This is a genomic window from Entomomonas sp. E7T21, assembly GCF_058693955.1.
On record NZ_CP191672.1, the window covers coordinates 127,669 to 151,811 of the forward strand.

Consider the following 24,143-nt stretch of genomic DNA (forward strand, 5'->3'; position numbering starts at 1 on the left):
TTACAAGAAATCTTACCTAAAGTGTACGCCCTTTTATATAAAACAGTAATAGCTACCAAAAAATAATTTTATGCTTGTTATTCATTGGTTAAGCTATCGGGGCCTGCTAACTGTTCCCAAAATGATTTAATGGCGTTTTTCTTAATTAATGAACAACGATAAAGACGTATTTCCAATGGTATAAACCATTGGCTATCACCACAAATCACTAACTCTTTACGAGCCAACTCATTTTCCACACTTAATTTAGGTAACCACGCCACACCTAAACCTTCTATAGCCATCGCTTTTAAGCTATCCGCCATAGCTGTTTCAAAGAGCTTGACATAGCGTAGTTTAGATTGACGTAGTAGTAAATTAACCGAATGTCCTAGAAAAGCGCCTTGCCCATAAGCAAGTAAAGGGAACTGTTGTTGGTTATTTATTTCAAAGAGTGGTTTTTTATATTCATCAAAACCACACACAGGAACCATTTCTGTATGCCCTAAAACTAACCATGGAAATAATTCTGGTGGAAGCTGTAAAGCTGATTCAGGATCATGGTAAGCCAGCATTAAGTCACAGGCGCCTTCACGTAAAGCACGAGTAGCATCCCCCACATTAGCAGCAACTAATCGACAAGTAACAGATAAGCCATCTTTACGAAGCTTTGCCATCCATTGTGGGAAAAAACCTTGCGCTAATGAGTGGGCCACTGCAAATTGTAATATTTCGCCTTGCGTAGTATCCGTATGATGAATGTGCCTCACTACCTCATGTAATTGCTCAATTACATTCCTTGCAGTAATTAAGAAAACCTGACCTGATTCAGTTAACTCAATGGGTGTTTTAGAACGATTAATTAAACTAAAACCTAACGCTTCTTCTAAATTTTTAATACGGCGACTAAAAGCAGGTTGTGTTACAAAACGTTGCTCCGCAGCCTTAGAAAAACTACAGGTCGTAGCAAGGGCACTAAAGTCTTCTAGCCATCTTAATTCAAGGTTCATGTCCATTTTATCCCAAAAATAAAAAAACCACATTATGCAAATTTTGCATAGCATAGCAAATAAAGGCATTTGTAAGAAGCCCTTTTAGATCCTATTATTTCGCAAATTTTGTAGTAACCGCATTTCAAAAACAGGTTTTTATTATGTCTAATTCTGCATCAGTCCGTATTGAAAAAGATTTACTAGGCACTTTAGAAGTATCTAATGACGCCTATTATGGTATTCAAACATTAAGAGCTATCAATAACTTTAAGCTTACTGGTATCACTTTATCCCATTTCCCCAAACTAGTGAATGCCTTAGCTATGGTTAAGTGGGCTGCAGCAGAGGCTAATCATGAATTAGGCTATTTATCTGATGAAAAGCATGCTGCTATTGTTAAAGCATGCGAACGTATCACCAATGGTGAATTTCATGATCAATTCTTAGTAGACATGATTCAAGGCGGTGCAGGTACTTCGACCAATATGAACGCCAATGAAGTGATTGCCAATATTGCCTTAGAAGAAATGGGACATCAAAAAGGTGAATACAAATATTTACACCCTAACAATGATGTAAATATGGCTCAATCTACCAACGATGCTTACCCAACAGCTATTCGTGTTGGTTTATTATTAGGTTATGATTCTTTATTAGATGCGTTAGGTAAACTTCGTGACTCTTTTGCAGAAAAAGGTGAAGAGTTTGCTCATGTGATCAAAATGGGACGCACTCAATTACAAGATGCTGTGCCTATGACTTTAGGACAAGAGTTCCACGCTTTTGCTACCACACTGACTGAAGATGTAGACCGTATTCGTCTATTAATTCCTGATTTACTGCGTGAAGTAAACCTTGGAGGTACAGCCATTGGAACAGGCATTAATGCTGATCCTCGTTATCAATTTTTAGCGGTACAACATTTAGCACGAATTAGTGGCCACCCACTACTACCTGCTACCGACTTAATTGAAGCCACCTCAGATATGGGTGCCTTCGTATTGCTCTCTGGTATGTTAAAACGTACAGGTGTAAAACTATCAAAAATCTGTAATGACTTAAGATTACTATCAAGTGGCCCAAGAACAGGTATTAATGAAATTAACTTACCACCAAGACAACCTGGTAGCTCTATTATGCCTGGTAAAGTTAACCCTGTTATTCCTGAAGCAGTTAACCAAGTAGTATTTGAAGTGATTGGTAATGACCTAGCATTAACAATTGCAGCAGAAGGCGGTCAGTTACAATTAAATGTAATGGAACCACTCATTGCCTATAAAACATTTGACTCCATAAGACTATTAAGTCGTGCTATGGAGATGTTACGTACCCTTTGTATTGATGGTATCACTGCTAACGTTGAACGCTGTAAAGACCTTGTTGAACACTCCATTGGTTTAGTAACTGCGCTTAACCCTTATATTGGTTATGAAAACTCAACCCGTATTGCCCGTGTAGCTTTAGAAACAGGTAAAGGCGTATTAGAGTTAGTACGTGAAGAGAATTTGCTTAGTGAAGAAACACTAGAAGAAATTCTTAAGCCTGAAAATATGATTGCACCACATTTAGCATTAACAGATTTAACTAAACACTAAATCTCGTCTAATTATAGCTATAATAAAAAAGCCAGCTTTACTGCTGGCTTTTTTATCTCTGTAGTTAATTACTACAACCCTCCAATATTCATATCCACTGGATACTCTACCGAGAATTTAACAGTTGCTTGTTTCTTTTCACCTGCGCTTAATGTCCAATTCCAAGTAATCTTACCCTCTTTATCTTGCTCGATAGTTTTAGAATTGGGTGATAACAATTTAACCGTAATCTTCTTATCTTGAGGTACGGGAATATGATCCATTACCTTGATAGTTTCTGGTGTTTGCTTATTATTTTGTACTGTAAGCAAATATTCATACGTTACTTTATGATAACTATTGGTTAAACCTGTTTTTTCTGTAAAACGGTTAAGCTGTTTATAAGTAACTGCTACTCCTTCATCCACACCTAGATCTAACTTTAATTCTTCTTTAGGCATGATGGTTTTTAAACTACCTGTAGTTATAAAACGATTATCCATAAAAATATTTAATCTACCTGCCAATAAGGGGAAATCACTATTATTAATACTGGTTGCTTGCAAATAAGCTGCCTGTGCTAACTTAGGTACTGTTAAATATTGCAGCTTGCTGGCTAAATCAATATCTGTAATAGTTACTTTCTGCTGGCTACCATCACTGGCTAATGAGGTAGGCTTATCAATATTAAAAGAGGCACTCGTGATCCCTGTATCAACTGTAGCCATCTGTCTAACAGCCGTTGTAGCCGCTTCCTCTCTCATTACTGCCATAGGCGCAGGAGCAGCCGAACCATAATTATTGGCACCAGTTACTCGACCTGTTAATGGTTTTACTTTTGCAGCCTCATTAATTAGCCAAGAAGTTAATTCTGGTGCATTACCCCCTAAATTAGGTTTTGCTGTAGAGAGAGTTAACTTAACATTTTGCCAGTCTTCGCCTGTTCTTTGACTGATTACCCCTAAATAAGTTACTGATAACTTATTATTACGACTATCAAAACGAGCATCATAATTAGGATACCAATTAGCACCATAAGTCATATAAGTTAAATCTAAATTAACCTTACCCGCTTGTTGTAAATTAATACGAACCACTACATTTTTAACTTGAAAACCTTTTCTTTGCTGAATGGGATAGCGCTCATTTTGTAATACACCAAGTTGTTTCTTCAGCTCTGTTCGTTGTTTAGCAATCGCTCGTTGTTTTTCTAAAATAGCGGCTAAATTATCTTTAGCAAACTGCATAATATTTTGCAGCTCTTGTGCTGATGGGCGAGAAGCATCTTTGCTTGGAGCCAATACCCCTGACTGCATCTTACTAATAAACTCTTGCTGGTTTATCAACAATGCTTCTTGATCTGCTAAGACATTTAACTGATCATTTAATTGCTTAATTTCTTGATCTATTTTTTGTAGCCGCAAATTAACGTCTTCTAAACGAGCTTCTTGCTTAGTTGTTACATCTAAAATAGTAGTAGGAACAGTACTTAATGCATTTATTTGCACTGAATTATTATCTAACTGAGCTGGTAGATTATTAAAATATAACTCATGCTCACCGGCAGGTAATAATATCTCTGCTTTGCGGGTAATCGCTGCTCTATCTGTGTAAACTGTTACCTCTTTAATTGCAGAAGTTAATGTCTTTTGTTCAGCATAACAATAAATACTTAATGTGCCTAAACAAATAACCGATAGCCATTGTTTCATCATCATGCTCCTTTATAAGCCTATCACTTGAGTATCTACTGGATAATCAATAGTAAAATTAACGGGTATTTCTTGTTTTTCCATAGGCTTAAGGCTAATTTGCCAATTAAGCTTCCCTTCCTTATCTGGACTAATATTTTTAGGTGATAATAGTTTTACCTTTATTTTTTCATTTTGCGAAATAGGAATATGGTCCTTAATATCTACTTTAACGTCTTTATTTTTATTATTTTGCACAGTAATTAAATAATTATAAGTTATACGCTCACCACTGTTAGTAAATCCAGTTTTTTCAGTAAAACGTTTTAGTTGTTTATATGTCACTTTAATAGCTTCATCTGCACCTAAATCAACTTTAAACTGTTCATTAGGCATGGTTGTTTTTAATTGTCCTGTTGCAATAAAACGACCATCCATAAAGATATTTAATTGCCCAGCTAATAGTGGATAGGTCGTTGTATTTTTAGTATCTGCTTGTAAATATGCTACCTGTTGTAAACGTGGTACTACTTGATAGATTAAATTGGTTGATAGATCAGGAATACTATTGATCGTAACTTTTTGCTGGTCTCCCCCTGTTATCAATGAAGCAGGTTCTGCAATGGTAAAGGCTGTACTAGTCGCACTCATATCTACATTTGCTACAGGCACTAAAACTGGTTTATAAGTTGCCGTTGTTATTTGTTTACTCGCTGCAAGTTCCATAGCAGATTCTGGCATCATAACTGCCTTATACTGTATATCCTTTTTAGCCATCTCCCTATTTCTATATACATCAGGTGAATAAGGTAAAAGCTTCCACTCCGTTAATAATGGGGCATTACCTCCTAAAGCCGGACGGGCTGTTGATAACGTAAGCTTTACATTTCGCCAATCTTCTCCTGTTTGTTGAGAGACATTAGCTGAATAGTTTAGTGATAAGTTTTGTTCCTTACTATTAAAGCGCGCATCATAAATAGGATACCAACTAGCACCGAATGTAACATAAGTTAAAGCTACTTTTACAGTTGCTGGTTGAGCTAAATTTACTCTTACAGCTACATTTTTAACTTGTAAATTAGCTTCTCTTTGTAAGGGATAACGATCATTTTGTAGTACTTGTAGCTGTTTTTGTAATTGCTCTTTATCTGTTGTTATCTGTCGTTGTTCTGTTGCTAACTGGGTTAAGTTATTATTAGAAAGCTCCATTATCTGTTGGATTTGTTGCATGGTTGGCCTATTGGCTTTATCAGTAACACCTACGGCACTGCTTTGCATTTGCTTAATAAAATCATACTGACCCTTTATAATATTCTCTCTATCATTCAACTTAGCCAATTGCTCTTGTAGCACTTCTATTTGCTTTTCAAGTTGTTGTAAACGTTCATTAGCATTACTAATTAAACGTTGCTGTTTAGTAACCACATCTAAAATAGTCGTTGGGCTAGTTGCTTTTGCATCTACTTGTAATGAAGCATCATCTAAACGCACTGGCAAATTTTCAAAAATTAATTCATGCTCACCAGCACTTAGCCGTACCTCCGCATAACGGGTAATCGCTGCTCGATCATTGTAAACAGTCACTGCTTTAATCGCTGAACTTAACTTTTGTGTTTCTGCTTGGCAACAAAAAGTTATAGTTCCTAAACAAACAATAGATAGCCACTTATTCATAGCTTTATCCTTTTAGTAATAAATAAAATTACTCATATAAAAAAAGATCCTATATAAACTATACAGGATCTTTTTTTTATCGCTATAAATCTAGCTTAACTTTTACAACATTTTTACAACTCTACAATTTTTTTACGTTGCTCAGTTAAACGTGCAATTGCTTGCTCTGCTTCTACCAATTTACTGCGTTCTTTTTCAATCACATCAGCGGGTGCTTTTTCTACAAAGCTAGCATTACCTAACTTGCCATTGGTACGTTGTACTTCTGCTGTTAATTTTTGAATTTCTTTATCCAAACGTGCTAGTTCTGCTTCCTTATCAATAAGTCCCGCCATAGGTACAAGCACCTCCATATCACCTACTAAGGCAGTGGCTGCTGGTGGGGCCTCTTGACCTGATGCTAATGCAGTAATATTTTCTAACTTAGCTAGTTTCTTTAAGAATGCTTCATTTTCTTGTAAACGACGCTGATCTTCACTATTACAATGATTAAGCATCACTTCTAATGGTTTACCTGGATTAATATTCATTTCTGCACGAATATTACGAATACCATTAATAAAGGCTTTTAACCATTCAATATCTACTTCCGCCTGCTTATCTAGCTTACTTTCATCTGCCATAGGATATGGCTGTAGCATGATACTATCGCCAGACCTACCTGCTAATGCTTTGATACTTTGCCAAATTTCTTCAGTAATAAATGGCATAATAGGATGTGCTAAACGCAGAGTTGCTTCTAATACCCTAACCAATGTACGACGAGTACCTCTTAAACGCTCAACAGGTGCAGACTCATCCCATAATACAGGCTTAGAAAGCTCTAAATACCAATCACAGTATTGATTCCAAATAAACTCATAAAGCACTTGGGTGGCTAAGTCAAAACGGAACTGATCCAAATGACGAGCCACTTCAGTTTCAGTATGCTGTAGTTGTGAAATAATCCAACGATCTGCTAAGGTTAATTCAACAGGCTCATTATTTTGTCCACAATCTTGATTCTCACACTGCATTAGTACATAACGAGCAGCATTCCAAATCTTATTACAGAAATTACGATAGCCTTCAACACGGCTCATATCAAAATTGATATCACGCCCTGTAGAAGCTAATGAACAGAAAGTAAAACGTAACGCATCTGTACCATAAGCAGCAATACCATCAGCAAACTCTTTACGAGTTTGTTTCTCGATTTTTGGTGCATCTTGAGGGCGCATTAAACCAGAAGTACGTTTCTGCACTAAAGTTTCAAGATCAATACCATCAATAATATCTAATGGGTCTAATACATTACCCTTAGACTTAGACATTTTCTGGCCTTGTCCATCACGTACTAAACCATGCATATAGACAGTTTTAAAAGGTACTTGCGGTGTGCCATCTGAATTTTTTATTAGATGCATAGTCAACATAATCATTCTGGCTACCCAGAAGAAGATAATGTCAAAACCGCTCACTAATACTGAGGTTGGATGGAAAGTTTTTAAGGCTTCTGTTTGCTCAGGCCAACCTAGGGTAGAAAACGTCCACAAGCCTGAGCTAAACCATGTATCCAATACATCTGGATCACGTTTTAATTGAATACTATCAGCCAAATTATATTGTTGACGAACTTCTTGCTCATCTCTACCTACATATACTTGACCTTGCTCATCATACCAAGCTGGGATTTGATGCCCCCACCATAATTGACGGCTAATACACCAATCTTGAATGTTACGCATCCAAGCAAAATACATATTTTCATATTGCTTAGGTACAAATTGAATACGACCGTCTTCTACCGCCTCAATAGCAGGTTTAGCTAATACAGATGCTTTAACATACCATTGGTCAGTTAACCAAGGCTCAATGACTGTACCTGAACGATCCCCTCTAGGTACTTTAAGAGCATGGTCTTCAATTTTTTCTAATAAACCTAATTTCTCAAAATCTGCTACTACTGCCTTTCTAGCATCAAAACGATCCATCTCTGCATAAACGGTAGGCAAACTAGTATCTGCTGTAGTATTAACTGAACCATCAATATTAAAGGCTTGTGCTACTTTTAAAATAGCCCCATTAGCATCTAACACATTAATCAGTGTTAAGTTATGGCGTTTACCTACTTCATAATCATTAAAATCATGAGCAGGGGTAATTTTTACACAACCTGTACCAAATGCAGGATCGACATATTCATCGGCAATAATAGGTATTTCACGGTTTACTAAAGGTAATAAAATAGTTTTGCCAATTAAATGTTGATAACGCTCATCTTCTGGATGAACAGCAACTGCTGTATCCCCTAACATAGTTTCAGGACGCGTGGTGGCAACAATTAAATAATCTATTCCCTCTTTGGTCTTCTCGCCATTCATTAATGGATAACGTAAGTGCCATAGGTGACCTTTTTCATCATGATTTTCCACTTCAAGGTCAGAAATAGCCGTATGGAATTTACAATCCCAGTTAACTAATCGTTTACCGCGATAAATCAGGCCATCATTATAAAGACGAACAAAGGCTTCTTTTACTGCATTGGATAATCCTTCATCCATAGTAAAGCGTTCACGAGACCAATCTACCGAAGAACCTAAACGACGAATTTGACGGGTAATATTACCACCTGATTCGGCTTTCCACTCCCAGACTTTTTCAATAAACTTTTCACGTCCCAAATCATGGCGACTAATATTTTGTAAACCTAGTTGACGCTCTACCACCATTTGTGTAGCAATACCCGCGTGGTCTGTACCAGGTTGCCATAAAGTATTTCTACCTTGCATACGGCGGTAGCGGATTAAAGTATCCATAATGGCATTATTAAAACCATGCCCCATATGTAAATTACCTGTGACATTAGGTGGTGGCAGCATAATAGTATAAGGTTCACCTTGTCCTTGTGGGGCAAAGTAATTATTAGATTCCCATGTTTGATACCATGAGCGTTCAATACTGTCAGGTTGATATGTCTTGTCCATAGGGATAGATGTCTATTCTTAGCTAATTCAGGAAATTTTTAATTATAACAAAGACTGATTTATTAGGCTGTATAAATAATAAGGTTTTGTTATGAATGCTCTATTCTACTGCATTTTTAACAATAAGCTTAACCAAATTGAAACCGAAAATACTGACAGTACTGTTGAAATAAGTACAGCCGAGGATACTGGCCGTTCTGCTGTTTTATAATAGAAAGAAAGTAAATAAGCATTAACCCCAACAGGTAACGTAGCAAATAACACAGCCACTCCAGCATAAACAGGTGGTAATTTAAATACATAAAATGCCAATACCCAAACAGCCAATGGATGGATAATTAATTTACCTACCACAATAATGGATGCACATTTAAGGTCATCTTTAATTCGATAACGGTTTAATGCCATGCCAAGCGAAATAAGGGCACATGTTGATGCAGTACCGGCAATACTTTCTAATATAGTTTTTATAGTACCCTCTGGTTTAATTTCAAAATAATGTAAAAATGATCCAATAATCAATGCGATAAAAATAGGATTTGTACAAATAGTTAATACTATTTTTTTAAGTTTAGTAAAAAATTTTTCATTGCCACCCAACTCTATTAAAAAACTAGCTGCACCTAACATAATAGGTAGATGAATAGCTAACAACATAAATAACGGTACAGAACCTGCTTGCCCATACACATCTAAAATGAGAGGTATCCCCATGAATACGGTGTTAGCTTGACTGGTAGCATAACCGCAAATAACTGTTTCTTTATGAGCCCTTTTTAATAATTTTTTGGTTAATAACATGGTAATGCCCCATGCTATTGCACAAGCACCAAAATAAGACACCCAATAAGTAGGTATAATAGGGTCTTTTGATGAAGTCTGTGCCAATGTCATCATAATTAATACAGGCACAGCAATAGAAAACACATATTCTGATAAGCCCTCACATACCTTATCAGAAACATAACGAGATTTAGCTGCTAACCAGCCAATAAAGATATAAGCAAAGATGGGTAAAGTGATAAGTAAGGTAGTCATCTATTGTGATTCATTACTACTCGATATTATTTATCTTTATAATATACCGCTAATATTAGTAAAACGCTAATAGGTATTGATAACCTGCTAGAAACTAAATCTTTTTTATCCCAGATGGGTTTTATGTGAATTCGCTGGAATATCCATTTCCGTGAGTTCTTGTACAATATTGCAATGACTAGCAGGTCGATTACCCTGACAACGATTATGCAAATCAAGTAACTGTTGTTGTAATTCTTGTAATTCTTTAAGGCGCTGATTAACGTGCTGTATGTGTTGTTCAAGTAAATTAGCCACTGCTGTACAGTTTTCATCAGCATTGTTCGCTAATTTAAGTAGCTCCCGTATTTCATCATGTGCCATATCTAAATTACGACAATTACGGATAAATTTTAGACGATCTAAATGATCTTTATTATAAACACGGTAATTATTTTGCGTACGATAGGGCTCTGGTAATAAACTTTGTTGCTCATAATAGCGTATAGTTTCTACTGTACAATTGGCAGCTTTTGCTAGTTCACCTATACGCATAATAATCCCTACAAAATTTGTTGCAAGAAAGCTTGTGCTCTTGGATCTTCAGGTGCTGTAAAGAATTTAGCAGGCGTAGTATCTTCTAATAATTTACCGTGATCGAAGAATAAAATACGATCTGCTACTTCTTTAGCAAATTTCATTTCATGAGTTACACAGGCCATGGTCATGCCTTCTTGGGCAAGCTTTTTCATTACATCCAATACTTCACCCACCATTTCTGGATCTAAAGCAGATGTAGGTTCATCAAATAACATCACTTTAGGATCCATACAAAGTGCTCTAGCTATCGCCACCCTTTGTTGTTGTCCACCTGATAAACGTGAAGGATATTCATTAATCTTTTGCGCAATACCTACTTTAGCTAATAAATTCTTTGCTTTTTCTATCGCTTCTTCCTTGGTACGTTTACGAACAATACGTTGTGCCACACAAAGATTTTCTAATACAGTCATATGTGGGAATAGATTAAAGTGCTGAAACACCATCCCCACTTCACGGCGCAATGCATTAATATTAGTTTTAGAATGGGTTAAATGAATACCATCAATAGTAATTGAACCACTATCTATATCTTCTAAAGCATTTAAACAACGTAAAAAAGTAGATTTACCTGAGCCAGAAGGCCCAATAATAACTACTACTTCACCTTTAGCAATATCTACGCTCACATTATCAACAGCATGAACAACCATGCCTTTGCTGTCAAAAACTTTATTAATTTCTCTTACATTAATCACTTTTTGCCAGCCTTCTTTCTAAATAATGAGCCAAAACAGAGAGTGGAATATTAATTAACAAATACAACGCTGCTGCACAAAACCACATTTCAAAAGGCTTCATTGAAGTAGTGGTAGCTAATTGTGCAGCCCTTGTTATTTCAATAATAGAGATAGCTGATAATAAAGAAGTATCTTTTACTAGATTAATAAATTGACCAGTCAATGCAGGTAAAATTCTTCTAAAAGCTTGTGGTAAAATAATTACACACATGGTACTAGCCGCTCCCATACCTAATGAACGAGCGGCCTCTGTTTGACCTTTTGAAATCGACTGAATACCACCACGTACAATTTCTGCAATGTAAGCACCTGCGCTAAATGATAATGAAATAATAGCGGCTGTTTCATGGGATAACTTAAGAATCGTACCAAAGAAATAGTAAATAATAAAAATAATTACTAACAGTGGTAATGCTCGAATAAGCTCTACATAAACAGTTGATAAGTCTCTTAAAGTAGGATTTTTAGAAATACGGCACAGCCCTGCTATTAGACCAATTACTAAACCTAAAATACCTGATACAACAGAAAGCCATAAGGTTGTCCAAAACCCTTGGACAAAAGGACCTGCTGTCCATTGAGTAGTAGAAGAAATAGTATCTCCCTCTACCAATTCTTGTCCTTTAAATACTTTTACTTCGTCTGCATTAGCAGTTATTTTAAATTCTTCATCAGTTGCGTAATCAACTAAGGTGATAATCGTTTTTTGCCCTTGTTGATCTAAACTAGCAACCCCAACATCACTAGGTGCAGTTTCTAAAATAACTTCTTTGTTATAATAGAAATAGTTGGAAATATTATTCCAATCCCATTTATAAGCAGTCGAAACAGTGGCATACCAAAATATCAAAGCTATGACAGCGAGAATGGCAAGAGTAAGCAGGTGCCACGGCCAGTGACGTTTAGAAGTTCTAGACATAATTATATAATTACAGCTTATAAATTAGATATTATAAGCTATTGTATGCAAAGTTTTATAGAAAATTTATAGGAGAGATGGATATTATTCCATCTCTTTTAACCAATCAGTACGCTTAAACCATTTGTTATAAAGACGATCATAAGTACCATCATTTTTAATTTGATTTAAAAAGTTATTAATCCAGTTAATACTATCATAATCACCTTTTCTAATAGCAAAAGCTAATGGTTCATAAGTAAATGGTTTATCTAAGAAAACTAATTTACCTTGGCCTAATTTTTGGATCGCTACTACATTGTATGCAGCATCATAAACAAATGCATCTGCATTGCCATTCGCTACTTCCAGCACTGCTTCTGCCTCGGTGTTATAACCAAAGTATTTTGCTTTATTAATTAATCGCTTAGTAGCAAACTCCCCAGTAGTGCCAAGTCTAGAAGTAATTTTATACTTAGCATCATTTAAGTCTTTATATGATTTAACTGTACTCTCTAATTCCTTACGAATAAGGATAGTTTGCCCAGTCATGATAAAAGGATCTGGAAAGTTAACTTTTAAGTTTCTTTCTTGAGTTAAAGATAAACCACTTGCTACCATATCAAACTTATTAGTTAATAAGCCTGGAATAACTCCATCTTGAGCAATAGAAACTATCTCTAATTTAACACCTAAAGATTTTGCCATGGCCTTAACTAGATCCATTTCAAAGCCTACAATTTCCCCTTTTTTATTCGTCATCTCAAAGGGCATATAGGTAGGATCCAATCCTATTCGTAATGTACCACGTTTCACTACATCATCAATCATACTTGCTTGAGCTACACCCAATGTAAGCATTAAGAATAGTGATGCTAATATCTTTTTCATAATTAACCTACCAATACTTAATAATAAATTTTTTATGGAAAAACTTACTCCATATCTTTTAACCAATCTGTACGTTTAAACCACTTATTGTAAATACGATCATAAGTACCATCATTTTTAATTTGGGTTAAAAAATTATTAATCCAATTAATACTATCATAATCTTCTTTTCTAACAGCAAAGGCTATAGGTTCTGCTGTAATTAATTTGTCTAAATGAATTAATTTTTTATTACCTAACCTTTGCAATGCAACAATGTTATAAGACTCATCAAAAATAAATGCATCTGCTTTATGATTAACTACTTCTAAAATTGCTTCTGCCTCGCTGTTATATCCATAATACTTAGCCTTACTCATATATTTTTTGGCTATAAACTCACCTGTTGTACCTATTTGCGAGGTTATTTTATATTTTTCATTATTCAAATCTTTATAAGACTTTATTTCATCAGCCAAATCTTTACGGATAAGTAAAGTTTGCCCTGTAGTAACAAACAAATCTGTAAAATTGACTCTAAGATTACGACTTTGATTGATAGTCATGCCACTAGCGATCATATCGAATTTCCCTGTTAACAAGCCTGGGATAATACCATCATAAGAAGTAGGTATTAGCTCTAGCTTAACCCCTAAGGCCTTTGCCATTGCCCTAACAATATCTACCTCAAAACCAATAATCTCACCCTGCTTATTAGTCATTTCAAAAGGCATATAAGTAGGTGTTAAGCCTACTCTAAGGGTTCCCCTTTTAACTGCATCATCTGTCATCCCCGCAAATGCAGCTGTTATTGAAAATAAAATAACGACTATAAAAGCTAAAACTCTTTTCATACTTACCTTAATTAATATTATTTATATAGCTTTTTAGTTAAAACAAAGAATAATTACTCCATCTCTGTTAGCCAATCAGTTCTTTTAAACCATTTATTATAAAGACGATCATAGGTACCATCATTTTTAATCTGGCTTAAGAAATTATTAATCCAATTAATACTGTCATAATCACCTTTTCTTAAAGCAAATGCTTGTGGTTCATAAGTAATTGGCTTATCTAAAAAGACCAAACGGTCATTGCCTAGTTTTTTTAATGCCACAATATTATAAGAAGCATCATAAACAAATGCATCAGCCTTACCATTAACCACTTCTAACACAGCTTCTGCTTCCGTGTTATAACTATAATACTGTGCCTTATTTAATAGTCTTTTAGCTGCTACCTCGCCAGTAGTGCCTATTTTTGAAGTAATTTTATAATCACTACTATTTAAATCTCTATAAGATTTAACTTTATCTGCTAACTCTTTACGAATCAGTAATGTTTGACCTGTCATAATTAGTGGATCAGCAAAATTAACCCGTAAATTTCTTTCTTGGTTAACCGTCATACCACTGGCAATGAGATCAAACTTTTCTGTTAATAAACTAGGAATCAGACCATCATAAGACATGGATACTATTTCTAGTTTAACTCCCATAGACTTGGCCATTGCTTTTAGTACATCTACCTCAAAGCCAACAATTTCACCTTGCTTATTGGTCATTTCAAAAGGCATATAAGTAGGATTTAATCCCACTCTTAAAGTACCTCTTTTAACAGCGTCATCAATTATTCCAGCAAAGACAGAACCAACAAAAGATAGTAAAGAAAGCAATACAACAATCAAAGACTTCTTCATATTTCCCTCTTAAATGGATATTAATAACAAGAATGAACAGAAGTAATTAGATTAACTTCTAATATAAACAGTTTATTTTTAAACTACTTTGGCAAAACTATTAACTGCTGCTTCCATGCAACAATTGATATTTAAACTAATTTAATACGCCTGTGTCGATCAATAATTTTTCTAGTGCAGGAATATTAGGGATTTTAGCTATATGATCATTGATTCGTATAGTTTCTAATTCATAACGAGATAATTCACCAACTACATCCATAATTGCTTCTGCAGTTACAGTACAATTAATAGGTGTATTCTGAATTAATATAGCAAAAAACTTACTCTGTAATGACTCAGTAGTAGTTTTTAAAATTAATATATTTGAACTTGCATTAATTTTAAAAGTTGAGCCACAAATAGCTTCAAACGAAATAAAAGGTATCCGTAAACCCTGCCATGGTAGAAAACCTAAAAACCAACGTGGCATTTTGGCAACTACCTGAGGCATTGAAATAGATACTACCTCCACAACAGCTGTACTAGGAAGAATTAATGTTCTGTCTAATAAACTAATTAATGATGCTTCTAATGAAGTCTTTTTAGCAGATTTTTGTTCTGTCATGAACTACTCTCCAATAAATTTACCTCAAATGCTGGAAGTAGATCAGATATAGACTTAATTAATTTGGCATCCATAAAAGGCTTACTCATATATTCATTAACACCAATAGCCAATGCACGTTCTCTGTGTTTTTCACCACTTCGTGAAGTAATCATGATAATAGGTAAATGCTTAGTACGCTCATCATGACGTACTCTTGTTGCCACCTCAAAGCCGTCCATTCTAGGCATTTCAATATCAAGCAACATAATATCTGGAACTTTTTCTTCCAACTGTGTCACAGCATCTAATCCATCACGTGCCGTAATTACTTGCATACCTTGGCGCTCAAGAAGACGTGTTGTTACTTTACGTACTGTCACAGAGTCATCCACAACCATAACTAATGGTGGACGTTTCACCTCTTCTAATTCTTCAGATGATGCTATTCTTCTTTCCTCTGTTCTAATATTATGTTGCTGATGAACAAAATAACTACGTACCAATGCACTTAAATCAAGGATGATAATTACATGACCATCACCTAAGATAGTTGCACCAGAAATAGCAGGTACAGAAAGGAACTGTGCGCCTAAACTCTTAACAACTACTTCACTTGATGGTAATAATTCATCAACACGTAAAGCAATATAATGCTCACCTGAACGTACTAATAAGACAGGTGCTTTTTCCTCAATCACGTATTGTGCTTGTGCTACTATTTGGTTACCTAAAAGCTCTCCCAAGTGCTTAACTCGGTAAGAGTCTCCACCATACTCTAGCTCAGCCGTACCAAACTGATAAAACTCTTTCTGTTGCTCAGGGGAAATATAAGTAACCCCTTCTACAGTACTCATTGGAATTGCATAATGGTCTTCAGCAACACGAATCATCAGTGCACGACTTACTGATAAGTTGATTGGTAAACGAATAGAGAAGGTAGTACCTTTACCCTCTTCAGAATCTAACGTTAATACACCACCCAACTGCTTAACAGCATTTACTACTACGTCTAAACCAACACCACGTCCAGAGATTTGAGTAATTTTCTTAGCTGTAGAGAAACCAGCTTCTAAAATGAACTGTAAAATTTCTTTATCAGAAAGTTTTTCATCAAGGCTCATTAGCCCCTTATTAATCGCCTTATCACGTACAGTTTTAACAGAAATACCAGCACCATCGTCTTTAAGACGTAATACCATTTCCCCACCCTCACGAATAAGGTCTAGAGAAATTGTACCTTTAGCTGGTTTACCTACAGCTACACGGATATCCTTACTTTCAATACCATGGTCAAGTGAGTTACGGATCATGTGCTCTAATGGCGCAACAATTGCATCAATTACACCCCGATCCATTTCCCCTGCTGTATTACCAATCACTAAATCTACTTGTTTACCTAACTCGGTAGAAACTTGACGCACTAAACGACGTAATCTAGGTGCAATACGATCTAATGGTACCATTCGAGTACGCATCAAGCCTTCTTGTAACTCAGTATTTACACGACCTTGCTGTTGCAATAAAGTTTCCACATCACGATTACGACGCATCAAAGTATCTTTTAAGTCTTGTAAATCCGAAGCAGACTCAAACAATGATCTTGATAATTGCTGTATTTGTGAGTATTGATCCATTTCTAACGGGTCAAAATCTGTATAACTAGATGAAACCTCTGTTTGGTGTCTAGAAATAATTTGTGCTTGTGTTTCCGTATCTAAACGACGTAACTGATCGCGCACCCGATCAATAGTAACATCCATCTCCATCAACGCAGATGCTAAATCACTATTTTGCTGCTCAACACGACTACGATAAATTGAGGTTTCACCAGCGAGATTAACTAAACTATCTAATAATTCTGCTGCTACCTTAATTTGCTCAGTAGCTTCTCTACTTTCTTTTGAGGTTACTTTATCTTTTGCTTTAGAAACTTCAGTTTCTCTAAACTCTACTACCGCAGGAGATGTTTGCTCTTTTTCTGGTTCAGAAACTACAACTGTTTCTTCAGAAATCTGCGTAGGTTGAACTACCTCAACTGCTTCAACATCAATAGTTATAGGTGGTTCTTTTGGTTCAATGGCTACTTGATCTTCTGGCTCAACCTCAATCAATTCAGGTTCTATAACTTGAGTTTCAGTAGTTTGCCCTACAGGCTCTGTAATAGTTACAGGTGCTTCATCAATAATTTCAGCATCTACCACAACTGGTTCTGGTACTTGTGTAATTACTGCTGAATCATCTAAAACAACACGTCCTTCTTGACGGAATAACTGAATAGCATTTAATAACTCTGGGCTATGAGGTAAAACAGTAGAGTCATGTAATGTATCAACAATCAACTGAATAAAATCATGAGTTTTATTCAATAATTTCACTAAATCTGTTGAATAACTATAGCGACCATTCAATAGCCCTTCATAAATAAACTCAAGACCATGCGCCAAATCACCTAAACCTACAGCACCACACATCCTTGCACCACCTTTTAAGGTATGCAATTGGCGTTGCAAATCTTGTAAATGATCAGCGCTTTGATCTTCAATCCATTTATCTAAGTCATTTCTTGCCTCAACTAGTATTTCATCAGCTTCTTCAAGGAAGATTTCAGCCATATCTGAATCAATATCATCTTCAGATTCAATGATAGGACCAGCAGGAGCAGGTGCACCAAGAATTAGTTTATCTTCTATAGTAAAATTAGATGAAACTTGTGGGTTAACTAATGCAGTTTCCACAACTTCTGTTGGTTGATTAACAACTACTTGCTGTACTTGTTCAACAACAGGCTCTATTATTTCGGGTTCAATAATTTTTTCTGACTCTTCTGGCTTGTCATCTATTTGCTGCTCTACCATCTCTTGTTGCTCTACAACAGCTTCTTGAACATTTGTACTAGACAATACTTGCTCTAACAAAGCAACTTTTTCAGAATATTCAGAAACAACCTGAGCTGCTGCTAATTGATCAATACAATTCAATAACACATGATGAACTTGAGTTAATGCATCAAAAAATACACCATCTCTCTTTATCGTATTTGCTGATACTGCTGCATAGGCTTTCAATAAGACATTACATAAATCAGCAATTGATTGATAACCAGCTTGCTCAGCATAAGGTGATACTTTTGCTAACTCTTCTTGCAATACTGATAGCTGCATAAAATCACTATCAGACGTCTCACGCCATTTTTCAATATATTCTTCAGCATCTAATAATAAATCCACATTCTGCATTATTGCGCTAACCAAAGCTGCAGGCGATGCGTCATTATCTTTATTAGCTAACTCAGAACTAACAGTTACTTCAAGTTGTGATATTAAATACTCGCGACGTAAACGAATACGCTCAACAAGTGATTCTGTACCATCAACAGGAGCTAATGAATAAAGCTCCAATTGACGTATACCTTTATTTAATAAGGCATATGCATCTCTTAACAATTCAAGATCAATTCGTTCAATTGACCAAGCATTAATACTACATTCTTTTAAGAAACCTTCAAAAGGCTTAGCAATATTAGCAATAGCATCCAAACCTGCCATTAATGCACTACCTTTTAAGGTATGCATTGCTCGCTGTAAAGAATCTGTAACAACTTGCGGTAATGAACGCTCACATAATGTAATAAATGCCTTTAATGTTTGCATATGAGTTTGAGCTTCAGCAATAAAAATATCTATTAACTCAACATCAAACTCTGCAGGAGCTGAAGTGGTTTCTTCTACATTATCAGATGTAGTTGTTGCATCAACATCATCTTGTTCTTGCAAAGTTTCTTCAGCTTCCAGCTCTGGCTCAATTACATTATCATCTTCAACAACAGTTTCTTCTGTTGTTAATAATTGTTCAGATTTTTTTTTAACTGGTAGTTCTTGTTTTGTAGCTAAGGCATCAGCAACAGCAGCGTAATAATCAACATCTTCACGAGAATGTTGTTGGCCTGAAGCAAACTCTTTAATTAATTCTGGTAATAATTTTGCAACGTCCTGTACTACATCTAATACAGGTTGAGAAATAGGTATAGTTTTATCTATAACTCTATTCAGCATATTTTCTACAGACCAGCCTAACTCACCAATAACAGTTGCTTTAACCATTCGTCCACTACCTTTAATAGTATGGAAAGAACGGCGAATTTCTGTTAATGATTCTTTATCATCTGTATTAGCAACCCATGCTGGTAAGGTAGTCGATAATGCTTCTAAAATCTCTTCCATTTCTTCAGTAAAGATTTCAACAAACTCTTCATCTACCTCTTCACCAACTTTGCTAGCTTCTTGAACTACTGGTTGTTGTGGTATTGATGGAGATTGCTCAGCAATAACTTGTTGCTCTTCTACAGATTCTATGTCAACAACTTCTTCCTGTGAGACACCTTGCTCAGCCTCTTCTACAGGCGCTACAGAAGCTATATATTTAGTCGTTAATGACTCATAATCGTCTGGTAATGAATAACCTAGCTCGTGCAAATATTTTACTGCAAAGTTCAACGCATCTTTAGCACTTACTATTTGATTTTTAGCCAAGCACTCCATGTAATAATCAATACTTGCAATTGCACCAACAATAGAGTCAATTTCTTTATTATCAGGGTAAATAGTACTGTTTATTAAGCGTTCTTCAATATACTGTAAACAACGAATAACCGCAGCGGCTGCCCGTTGTTGGGATATAATAGCTAAAGCACCAGCTGTATGGGTTAATAGTTCAGTTGTATCTTTTATCTGTCCCTCTTTACCTTCAGTCGCAAAATACTGTGCAAGAATTTCTTTTACTTGAGTTAACTCATGAGCGGCTTCACGAATTACAATTTCCTGCGCATCACCTGTAACACCAGCTTTAGCTGAACTACCAGTTTTAGTAATATTAGTAACTACTGTTTCTACATCTAGTATTGCTTCTGCAATATCAATGGCTTGAACTTTATCCAAATAATTACTTGCAATAGCACTATTAATAGCATCAAATTGCTTATTAACTATATTTTTCTGAGTATTTAAACCTAGCATTTCTAATGTATTAGAAATTACTTTTAGTGTTTCAGGTAAACCTTGCAAATCTACTCCATTCTGACTTTCAGAACGAGCAAGTAAATCTAATCGATCTTTAACAAAAGTGAATTCTTCTGACAGAGCTTGAGAAACAGATTCTAAAGCAGCTTTATCAATATTAGCTAATTTTGTCTGATGAGTATTAACATCTTTAACATTTAAAATTAAACTTGTTAAATGGAATTCTTGTTTAATTGCCTTAATTTCATCGGAACTACTATCTACCTGAGCTAATAAAAATAATAATTCTTTTATCAGAGCATCTGGAGCAGGGTTATTCATTCCAACAACACCTTGCTCAACCAATATTTTTATTTGTCGATCAATTTGTTTTAACAAATCTTTAGCTTCAGGACTATTAGGTATACTTTTTTCATTAATACCCGTTACAAAAGCTAATGCAATACGCCAAAGCATAGAAATTGGCGTAGCTTTACATAAACGTCCCAAGTAATTAAAAATCTTAATTAGATGATCAAGCGCAACCTCAAGATTACGATTATGAATTAGATCAATTAAAGATAATTGTAGTGACTGGCGTAATTTACGTAATAAATTAGCTAATCCCTCTGTATTGATTTCTTTTAGCTCTTCATCTGTTAAAGGTGAGGCTGCTCCATAATATTTAGGAGAAAATAATTCAACCTCAGATAAAGGGGTTGCTTTATAGCATTCTCTCATCTCATTGATAAGAGGCAATAAAGCTATAGGAATATCATGACCTTCTGTCTGAATAATCTCAAGATAAGTAGGCATCTGCAACACAGCCTGCATTAACACTTGCAAACTATGACTAAAGTCTTCTACTTTATCATTGATTAATGTTTCACAGAACGTTCTAATTTCTTCTGCAAACAATGCAGCACCAGGAAAACCTACCATATGCAGTGCACCACTAACTTGGTGCAACAAGCTATAGCAATTAGCTAACCCTGAAGCTATATCATTCTTACTTGTTGTTTCATCAGCTAATGATTCTAGCACCTGTTGGACTTGATTAAGATTATTAACTATCTCATTCTTCACCCAACTAAGCGCAACATAATCATGGCTATCCTCTGTAGTTACCTTATTCATAGCCATGCATACTCTCCAACACAAAGCACACTTATTATCTGATCCAACATAAACTGTATAAGCATATTAATTCTTTAAAATCAATTAGTTATTTGGTAGTTTGAAACCTTCTACAGATTTACGCATGTCCCGTGACATGGTAGTTAAACGGCCGATGGTAACGGCTGTTTCTGTACTACCAGAAGATGTTTGAGAAGTAATTTCTTGAATTACATCCATCGTTCTTGAAATATGAGCAGCTGTTGATGCCTGCTGTCTTGCAGCATTAGAAATTGATTGAATTAATTTAGCTAATGCTTGCGATACGTTCTCAATCTCTTCAAGGGCAACACCTGCATTCTCAGCGAGTTTCGCACCACGAACAACCTCTGATGTAGTTTGTTCCATTGAAATAACAGCTTCGTTAGTATCTGTCTGAATGGCTTTAACTAGTGTCTCAATTTGTTTAGTTGCTGCTGAAGATCTTTCAGCTAGACGTTGTACCTCATCCGCAACCACAGCGAAACCACGGCCTGCATCACCGGCCATCGATGCCTGAATTGCCGCGTTAAGTGCAAGAATATTCGTTTGTTCAGCAATATCATCAATCAGACCAATAATATCACCAATCTCTTGTGAAGATTCACCCAGACGTTTAATACGTTTAGAAGTATCCTGAATCTGCTCACGAATAGTATCCATACCAGAAATAGTATTATTTACAATCTTACTACCATTATGTGCGATTTCCACCGAACGTTTTGCCACATTTTCTGATTCAAGTGCAGTAGCAGATACCCTATCAATAGAACTCGCCATTTCACTAATAGCTGTTGATACACCTGCAATTTCACCAGCCTGGTGCTCCGCTGCTTCCGCTAGATTCATCGCTAAGCTCTGGCTATTTTCTGCTGTAGCAGATACTTGTCCAGAGGTTTGGTTAATCGTTTGTACCAGATCACGTAACTGTTCAATAGAGTAGTTAATAGAGTCAGCAATCGCACCAGTAAATGCCTCTGATACCGTTGCACTAACAGTTAAATCACCATCTGCCAAGTCACCGATTTCATCAAGTAACTGTAAAATCGCCTCTTGGTTTACTGAGTTTTCTCTTGCTGTTTCTTGTAAACGTCTACGGGTATTTCTTTGAATAACAAGGAACATACCAACAACTGCAGCAATGATGAGCAATAAGACTAAGTAACCTAAAAAGGCACTGGTACTAAAAGCAGAAGTTGACTCTTCAATACCATTAGCTACTTTAGTAGCTTCAGTTAGTAACTTCTGAGAACCATCAAGAATTTTTGACTCAACACCTTGTAACTCCGCAATATATTGAGATTTTTCAAGAATAACATCAACATTAGATCTTAATTGATTAAGTGGACTAACTGCTGTTAATAAAATGTTCTGAGCTTCATTTGGTAATACGCCACTTTGTTTTAGCATATCAACAATATTATTAAACTCTTTTACTTTATCTGCTAAATCTTTACTAGTACTCTCAATAGCTGCAAAATTAGTTAACACACCATTTAAATTATGTTGAATACTCTCTAATAAAATAGCTGCTTGTTGCATCTGATTAGTAAGTCTAATATCACTTTGTTGATCTTTTAACTTATCTAGTGTGTTTTGGCTAATAGTACGTAGGTTTTCTACCAACTTAAACGATGTATCTACTGATGCGTAAGTTGTTGTTAACGCTTCTTGTCTAATTAATAAAGTATCAATATTAGGCTTTAACGCTGACCATGCATTCGCCAATCCATTTACTTGATCCACCGGAAGAGTAGTTTTTAGATTTGCCCAATCCGCATCAAAACTAGTAGAGGCCACTGTTAAGTTCTTAAAGCCATCCTCACTACCTGTGAGCGCTTTTAATGAGTCAGCTGCTATACTTTGCGAATAAACACGCAAATCATTAGCCTTTTTAACATAAGCTCTATCATCTGCAGACTTCTTACCAAGATAAAAAAGATTAGCTACATATGCTACAACTAGCACAGTTAGCAAAATACCTAGCAATACTAGTAGAAAATTACTACTTTGCTTTGATGAACTAGCTGATTTTTCTTTACTCATACTACTTATGCCTCTTTGAAAGCCAGATTTTAAGGCCCTTAGACTTAAATATATTACCTAACCTGTTTAAAACTTTGACCTTTAACGATTAAATTACTGTCCTATTGTTAAAAACTGCGGACTTGCCATAAAAGCTTCAGCATTAAAAATTAACCACTTTTGTTGCTCACCTTTATAGACACCTGCAACAAAAGGAGTCAAGGATTCTGGTATATTAACGGTACCTGCTAATTGATTATCAGCAGAAAAATGCTGCATACCGTATACCGCATCAACTAAGAAACCAACATACCCACCATCAGTATTTTTAACAGCCATCACTCGGCGCTGTTTATGAGATGCTTCAGAAGGTATACCAAACAATTTGTTTAAATCCATCACAGGCAATAAGTGGCCACGCATATTAGCCACTCCTTTTAACCATGGTTTAACAATAGGAATTGCCGTATATGTTGGTTCAGTAAGAATTTCTTCCAAGTAATTAATGGCTATTACAAAATGATATTGCCCTAACCTAAACCCAATACCAGTCCAAATACTAGCTTGCAACCTTCTTTGTTCAGGCAAACTAATCCCTGAGTCAGTATAAAGCTGATCGATTTCGAGTAACAAATTAAATGGGGTGCTTTTTTCTGGCATTCCCATGTCAATAACTCCTT

General features: G+C 35.7%; 16 protein-coding genes. 1 reads left to right on the forward strand and 15 read right to left on the reverse strand.

Annotated features, from left to right (window positions below; all coding sequences use genetic code 11):
* Positions 1 to 77: 77 nt before the first annotated feature.
* The gene (locus ACQVD9_RS00655) at positions 78 to 989 is read right to left on the reverse strand and encodes a LysR substrate-binding domain-containing protein (RefSeq protein WP_264746986.1); all 912 of its coding nucleotides are present in this window, start codon (positions 987 to 989) and stop codon (positions 78 to 80) included.
* Positions 990 to 1,132: 143 nt separating this feature from the next.
* Here ACQVD9_RS00655 and aspA point away from each other — a divergent pair, with 143 nt between their 5' ends.
* On the forward strand, positions 1,133 to 2,566 hold the full coding sequence (gene aspA / locus ACQVD9_RS00660; protein WP_264746987.1) for an aspartate ammonia-lyase: 1,434 nt from the start codon (positions 1,133 to 1,135) through the stop codon (positions 2,564 to 2,566).
* A 71-nt stretch (positions 2,567 to 2,637) separates the two neighbouring features.
* On the opposite strand, the gene ACQVD9_RS00665 is transcribed toward aspA, so the two are convergent.
* From ACQVD9_RS00665 to ACQVD9_RS00730, 14 genes are all read right to left on the reverse strand, one after another.
* Positions 2,638 to 4,257, reverse strand: coding sequence for a mucoidy inhibitor MuiA family protein (locus tag ACQVD9_RS00665; RefSeq protein ID WP_492089217.1), 1,620 nt, complete (start codon positions 4,255 to 4,257; stop codon positions 2,638 to 2,640).
* A gap of 12 nt (positions 4,258 to 4,269) precedes the next feature.
* A complete protein-coding gene (locus ACQVD9_RS00670; RefSeq protein ID WP_264746989.1) occupies positions 4,270 to 5,910 on the reverse strand; it encodes a mucoidy inhibitor MuiA family protein in 1,641 nt (546 codons plus the stop codon).
* 113 nt (positions 5,911 to 6,023) lie between these two features.
* Positions 6,024 to 8,876 carry a valine--tRNA ligase gene (locus tag ACQVD9_RS00675; RefSeq protein ID WP_264746990.1) on the reverse strand — a complete coding sequence of 951 codons (2,853 nt, stop codon included), beginning with the start codon at positions 8,874 to 8,876 and terminating at the stop codon, positions 6,024 to 6,026.
* 105 nt (positions 8,877 to 8,981) lie between these two features.
* Positions 8,982 to 9,914 carry an AEC family transporter gene (locus ACQVD9_RS00680; protein WP_264746991.1) on the reverse strand — a complete coding sequence of 311 codons (933 nt, stop codon included), beginning with the start codon at positions 9,912 to 9,914 and terminating at the stop codon, positions 8,982 to 8,984.
* A 105-nt stretch (positions 9,915 to 10,019) separates the two neighbouring features.
* The gene (gene cadR / locus ACQVD9_RS00685) at positions 10,020 to 10,448 is read right to left on the reverse strand and encodes a Cd(II)/Pb(II)-responsive transcriptional regulator (protein ID WP_264746992.1); all 429 of its coding nucleotides are present in this window, start codon (positions 10,446 to 10,448) and stop codon (positions 10,020 to 10,022) included.
* 8 nt (positions 10,449 to 10,456) lie between these two features.
* Complete coding sequence (locus ACQVD9_RS00690; RefSeq protein ID WP_264746993.1) at positions 10,457 to 11,191, reverse strand: amino acid ABC transporter ATP-binding protein; 735 nt, start codon at positions 11,189 to 11,191, stop codon at positions 10,457 to 10,459.
* Entirely contained in the window at positions 11,184 to 12,152 is a 969-nt protein-coding gene (locus tag ACQVD9_RS00695; protein ID WP_264746994.1) for an amino acid ABC transporter permease, read from the reverse strand. The genes ACQVD9_RS00690 and ACQVD9_RS00695 overlap by 8 nt, the downstream gene beginning before the upstream one ends.
* A gap of 84 nt (positions 12,153 to 12,236) precedes the next feature.
* Positions 12,237 to 13,022, reverse strand: a complete 786-nt coding sequence (locus tag ACQVD9_RS00700; RefSeq protein ID WP_264746995.1) for a transporter substrate-binding domain-containing protein — start codon at positions 13,020 to 13,022, stop codon at positions 12,237 to 12,239.
* 44 nt (positions 13,023 to 13,066) lie between these two features.
* Positions 13,067 to 13,855: a transporter substrate-binding domain-containing protein gene (locus ACQVD9_RS00705; RefSeq protein WP_264746996.1), complete on the reverse strand. Its 789-nt coding sequence runs from the start codon at positions 13,853 to 13,855 to the stop codon at positions 13,067 to 13,069.
* Positions 13,856 to 13,908: 53 nt separating this feature from the next.
* Positions 13,909 to 14,700 (reverse strand): transporter substrate-binding domain-containing protein, encoded by a 792-nt coding sequence (locus ACQVD9_RS00710; protein ID WP_264746997.1) that lies wholly within the window; start codon positions 14,698 to 14,700, stop codon positions 13,909 to 13,911.
* A 136-nt stretch (positions 14,701 to 14,836) separates the two neighbouring features.
* The gene (locus ACQVD9_RS00715; RefSeq protein WP_264746998.1) at positions 14,837 to 15,307 is read right to left on the reverse strand and encodes a chemotaxis protein CheW; all 471 of its coding nucleotides are present in this window, start codon (positions 15,305 to 15,307) and stop codon (positions 14,837 to 14,839) included.
* On the reverse strand, positions 15,304 to 21,426 hold the full coding sequence (locus ACQVD9_RS00720) for a hybrid sensor histidine kinase/response regulator (protein ID WP_264746999.1): 6,123 nt from the start codon (positions 21,424 to 21,426) through the stop codon (positions 15,304 to 15,306). The genes ACQVD9_RS00715 and ACQVD9_RS00720 overlap by 4 nt, the downstream gene beginning before the upstream one ends.
* Positions 21,427 to 21,504: 78 nt before the next feature.
* The gene (locus ACQVD9_RS00725) at positions 21,505 to 23,484 is read right to left on the reverse strand and encodes a methyl-accepting chemotaxis protein (protein WP_264747000.1); all 1,980 of its coding nucleotides are present in this window, start codon (positions 23,482 to 23,484) and stop codon (positions 21,505 to 21,507) included.
* A gap of 93 nt (positions 23,485 to 23,577) precedes the next feature.
* Positions 23,578 to 24,129 carry a chemotaxis protein CheW gene (locus tag ACQVD9_RS00730; protein WP_264747001.1) on the reverse strand — a complete coding sequence of 184 codons (552 nt, stop codon included), beginning with the start codon at positions 24,127 to 24,129 and terminating at the stop codon, positions 23,578 to 23,580.
* Positions 24,130 to 24,143 lie beyond the last annotated feature (14 nt).

What these genes read in the sequence shown, in the direction of transcription:
- ACQVD9_RS00695 (WP_264746994.1), bottom strand. Translation starts at nt 12,152, where the DNA reads ATGTCTAGAACTTCTAAACGTCACTGGCCGTGGCACCTGCTTACTCTT.
- ACQVD9_RS00665 (WP_492089217.1), bottom strand. Translation starts at nt 4,257, where the DNA reads ATGAAACAATGGCTATCGGTTATTTGTTTAGGCACATTAAGTATTTAT.
- ACQVD9_RS00655 (WP_264746986.1), bottom strand. Translation starts at nt 989, where the DNA reads ATGAACCTTGAATTAAGATGGCTAGAAGACTTTAGTGCCCTTGCTACG.
- ACQVD9_RS00730 (WP_264747001.1), bottom strand. Translation starts at nt 24,129, where the DNA reads ATGGGAATGCCAGAAAAAAGCACCCCATTTAATTTGTTACTCGAAATC.
- ACQVD9_RS00705 (WP_264746996.1), bottom strand. Translation starts at nt 13,855, where the DNA reads ATGAAAAGAGTTTTAGCTTTTATAGTCGTTATTTTATTTTCAATAACA.
- ACQVD9_RS00700 (WP_264746995.1), bottom strand. Translation starts at nt 13,022, where the DNA reads ATGAAAAAGATATTAGCATCACTATTCTTAATGCTTACATTGGGTGTA.
- ACQVD9_RS00725 (WP_264747000.1), bottom strand. Translation starts at nt 23,484, where the DNA reads ATGAGTAAAGAAAAATCAGCTAGTTCATCAAAGCAAAGTAGTAATTTT.
- ACQVD9_RS00670 (WP_264746989.1), bottom strand. Translation starts at nt 5,910, where the DNA reads ATGAATAAGTGGCTATCTATTGTTTGTTTAGGAACTATAACTTTTTGT.
- ACQVD9_RS00675 (WP_264746990.1), bottom strand. Translation starts at nt 8,876, where the DNA reads ATGGACAAGACATATCAACCTGACAGTATTGAACGCTCATGGTATCAA.
- ACQVD9_RS00715 (WP_264746998.1), bottom strand. Translation starts at nt 15,307, where the DNA reads ATGACAGAACAAAAATCTGCTAAAAAGACTTCATTAGAAGCATCATTA.
- aspA (WP_264746987.1), top strand. Translation starts at nt 1,133, where the DNA reads ATGTCTAATTCTGCATCAGTCCGTATTGAAAAAGATTTACTAGGCACT.
- ACQVD9_RS00720 (WP_264746999.1), bottom strand. Translation starts at nt 21,426, where the DNA reads ATGGCTATGAATAAGGTAACTACAGAGGATAGCCATGATTATGTTGCG.
- cadR (WP_264746992.1), bottom strand. Translation starts at nt 10,448, where the DNA reads ATGCGTATAGGTGAACTAGCAAAAGCTGCCAATTGTACAGTAGAAACT.
- ACQVD9_RS00680 (WP_264746991.1), bottom strand. Translation starts at nt 9,914, where the DNA reads ATGACTACCTTACTTATCACTTTACCCATCTTTGCTTATATCTTTATT.
- ACQVD9_RS00710 (WP_264746997.1), bottom strand. Translation starts at nt 14,700, where the DNA reads ATGAAGAAGTCTTTGATTGTTGTATTGCTTTCTTTACTATCTTTTGTT.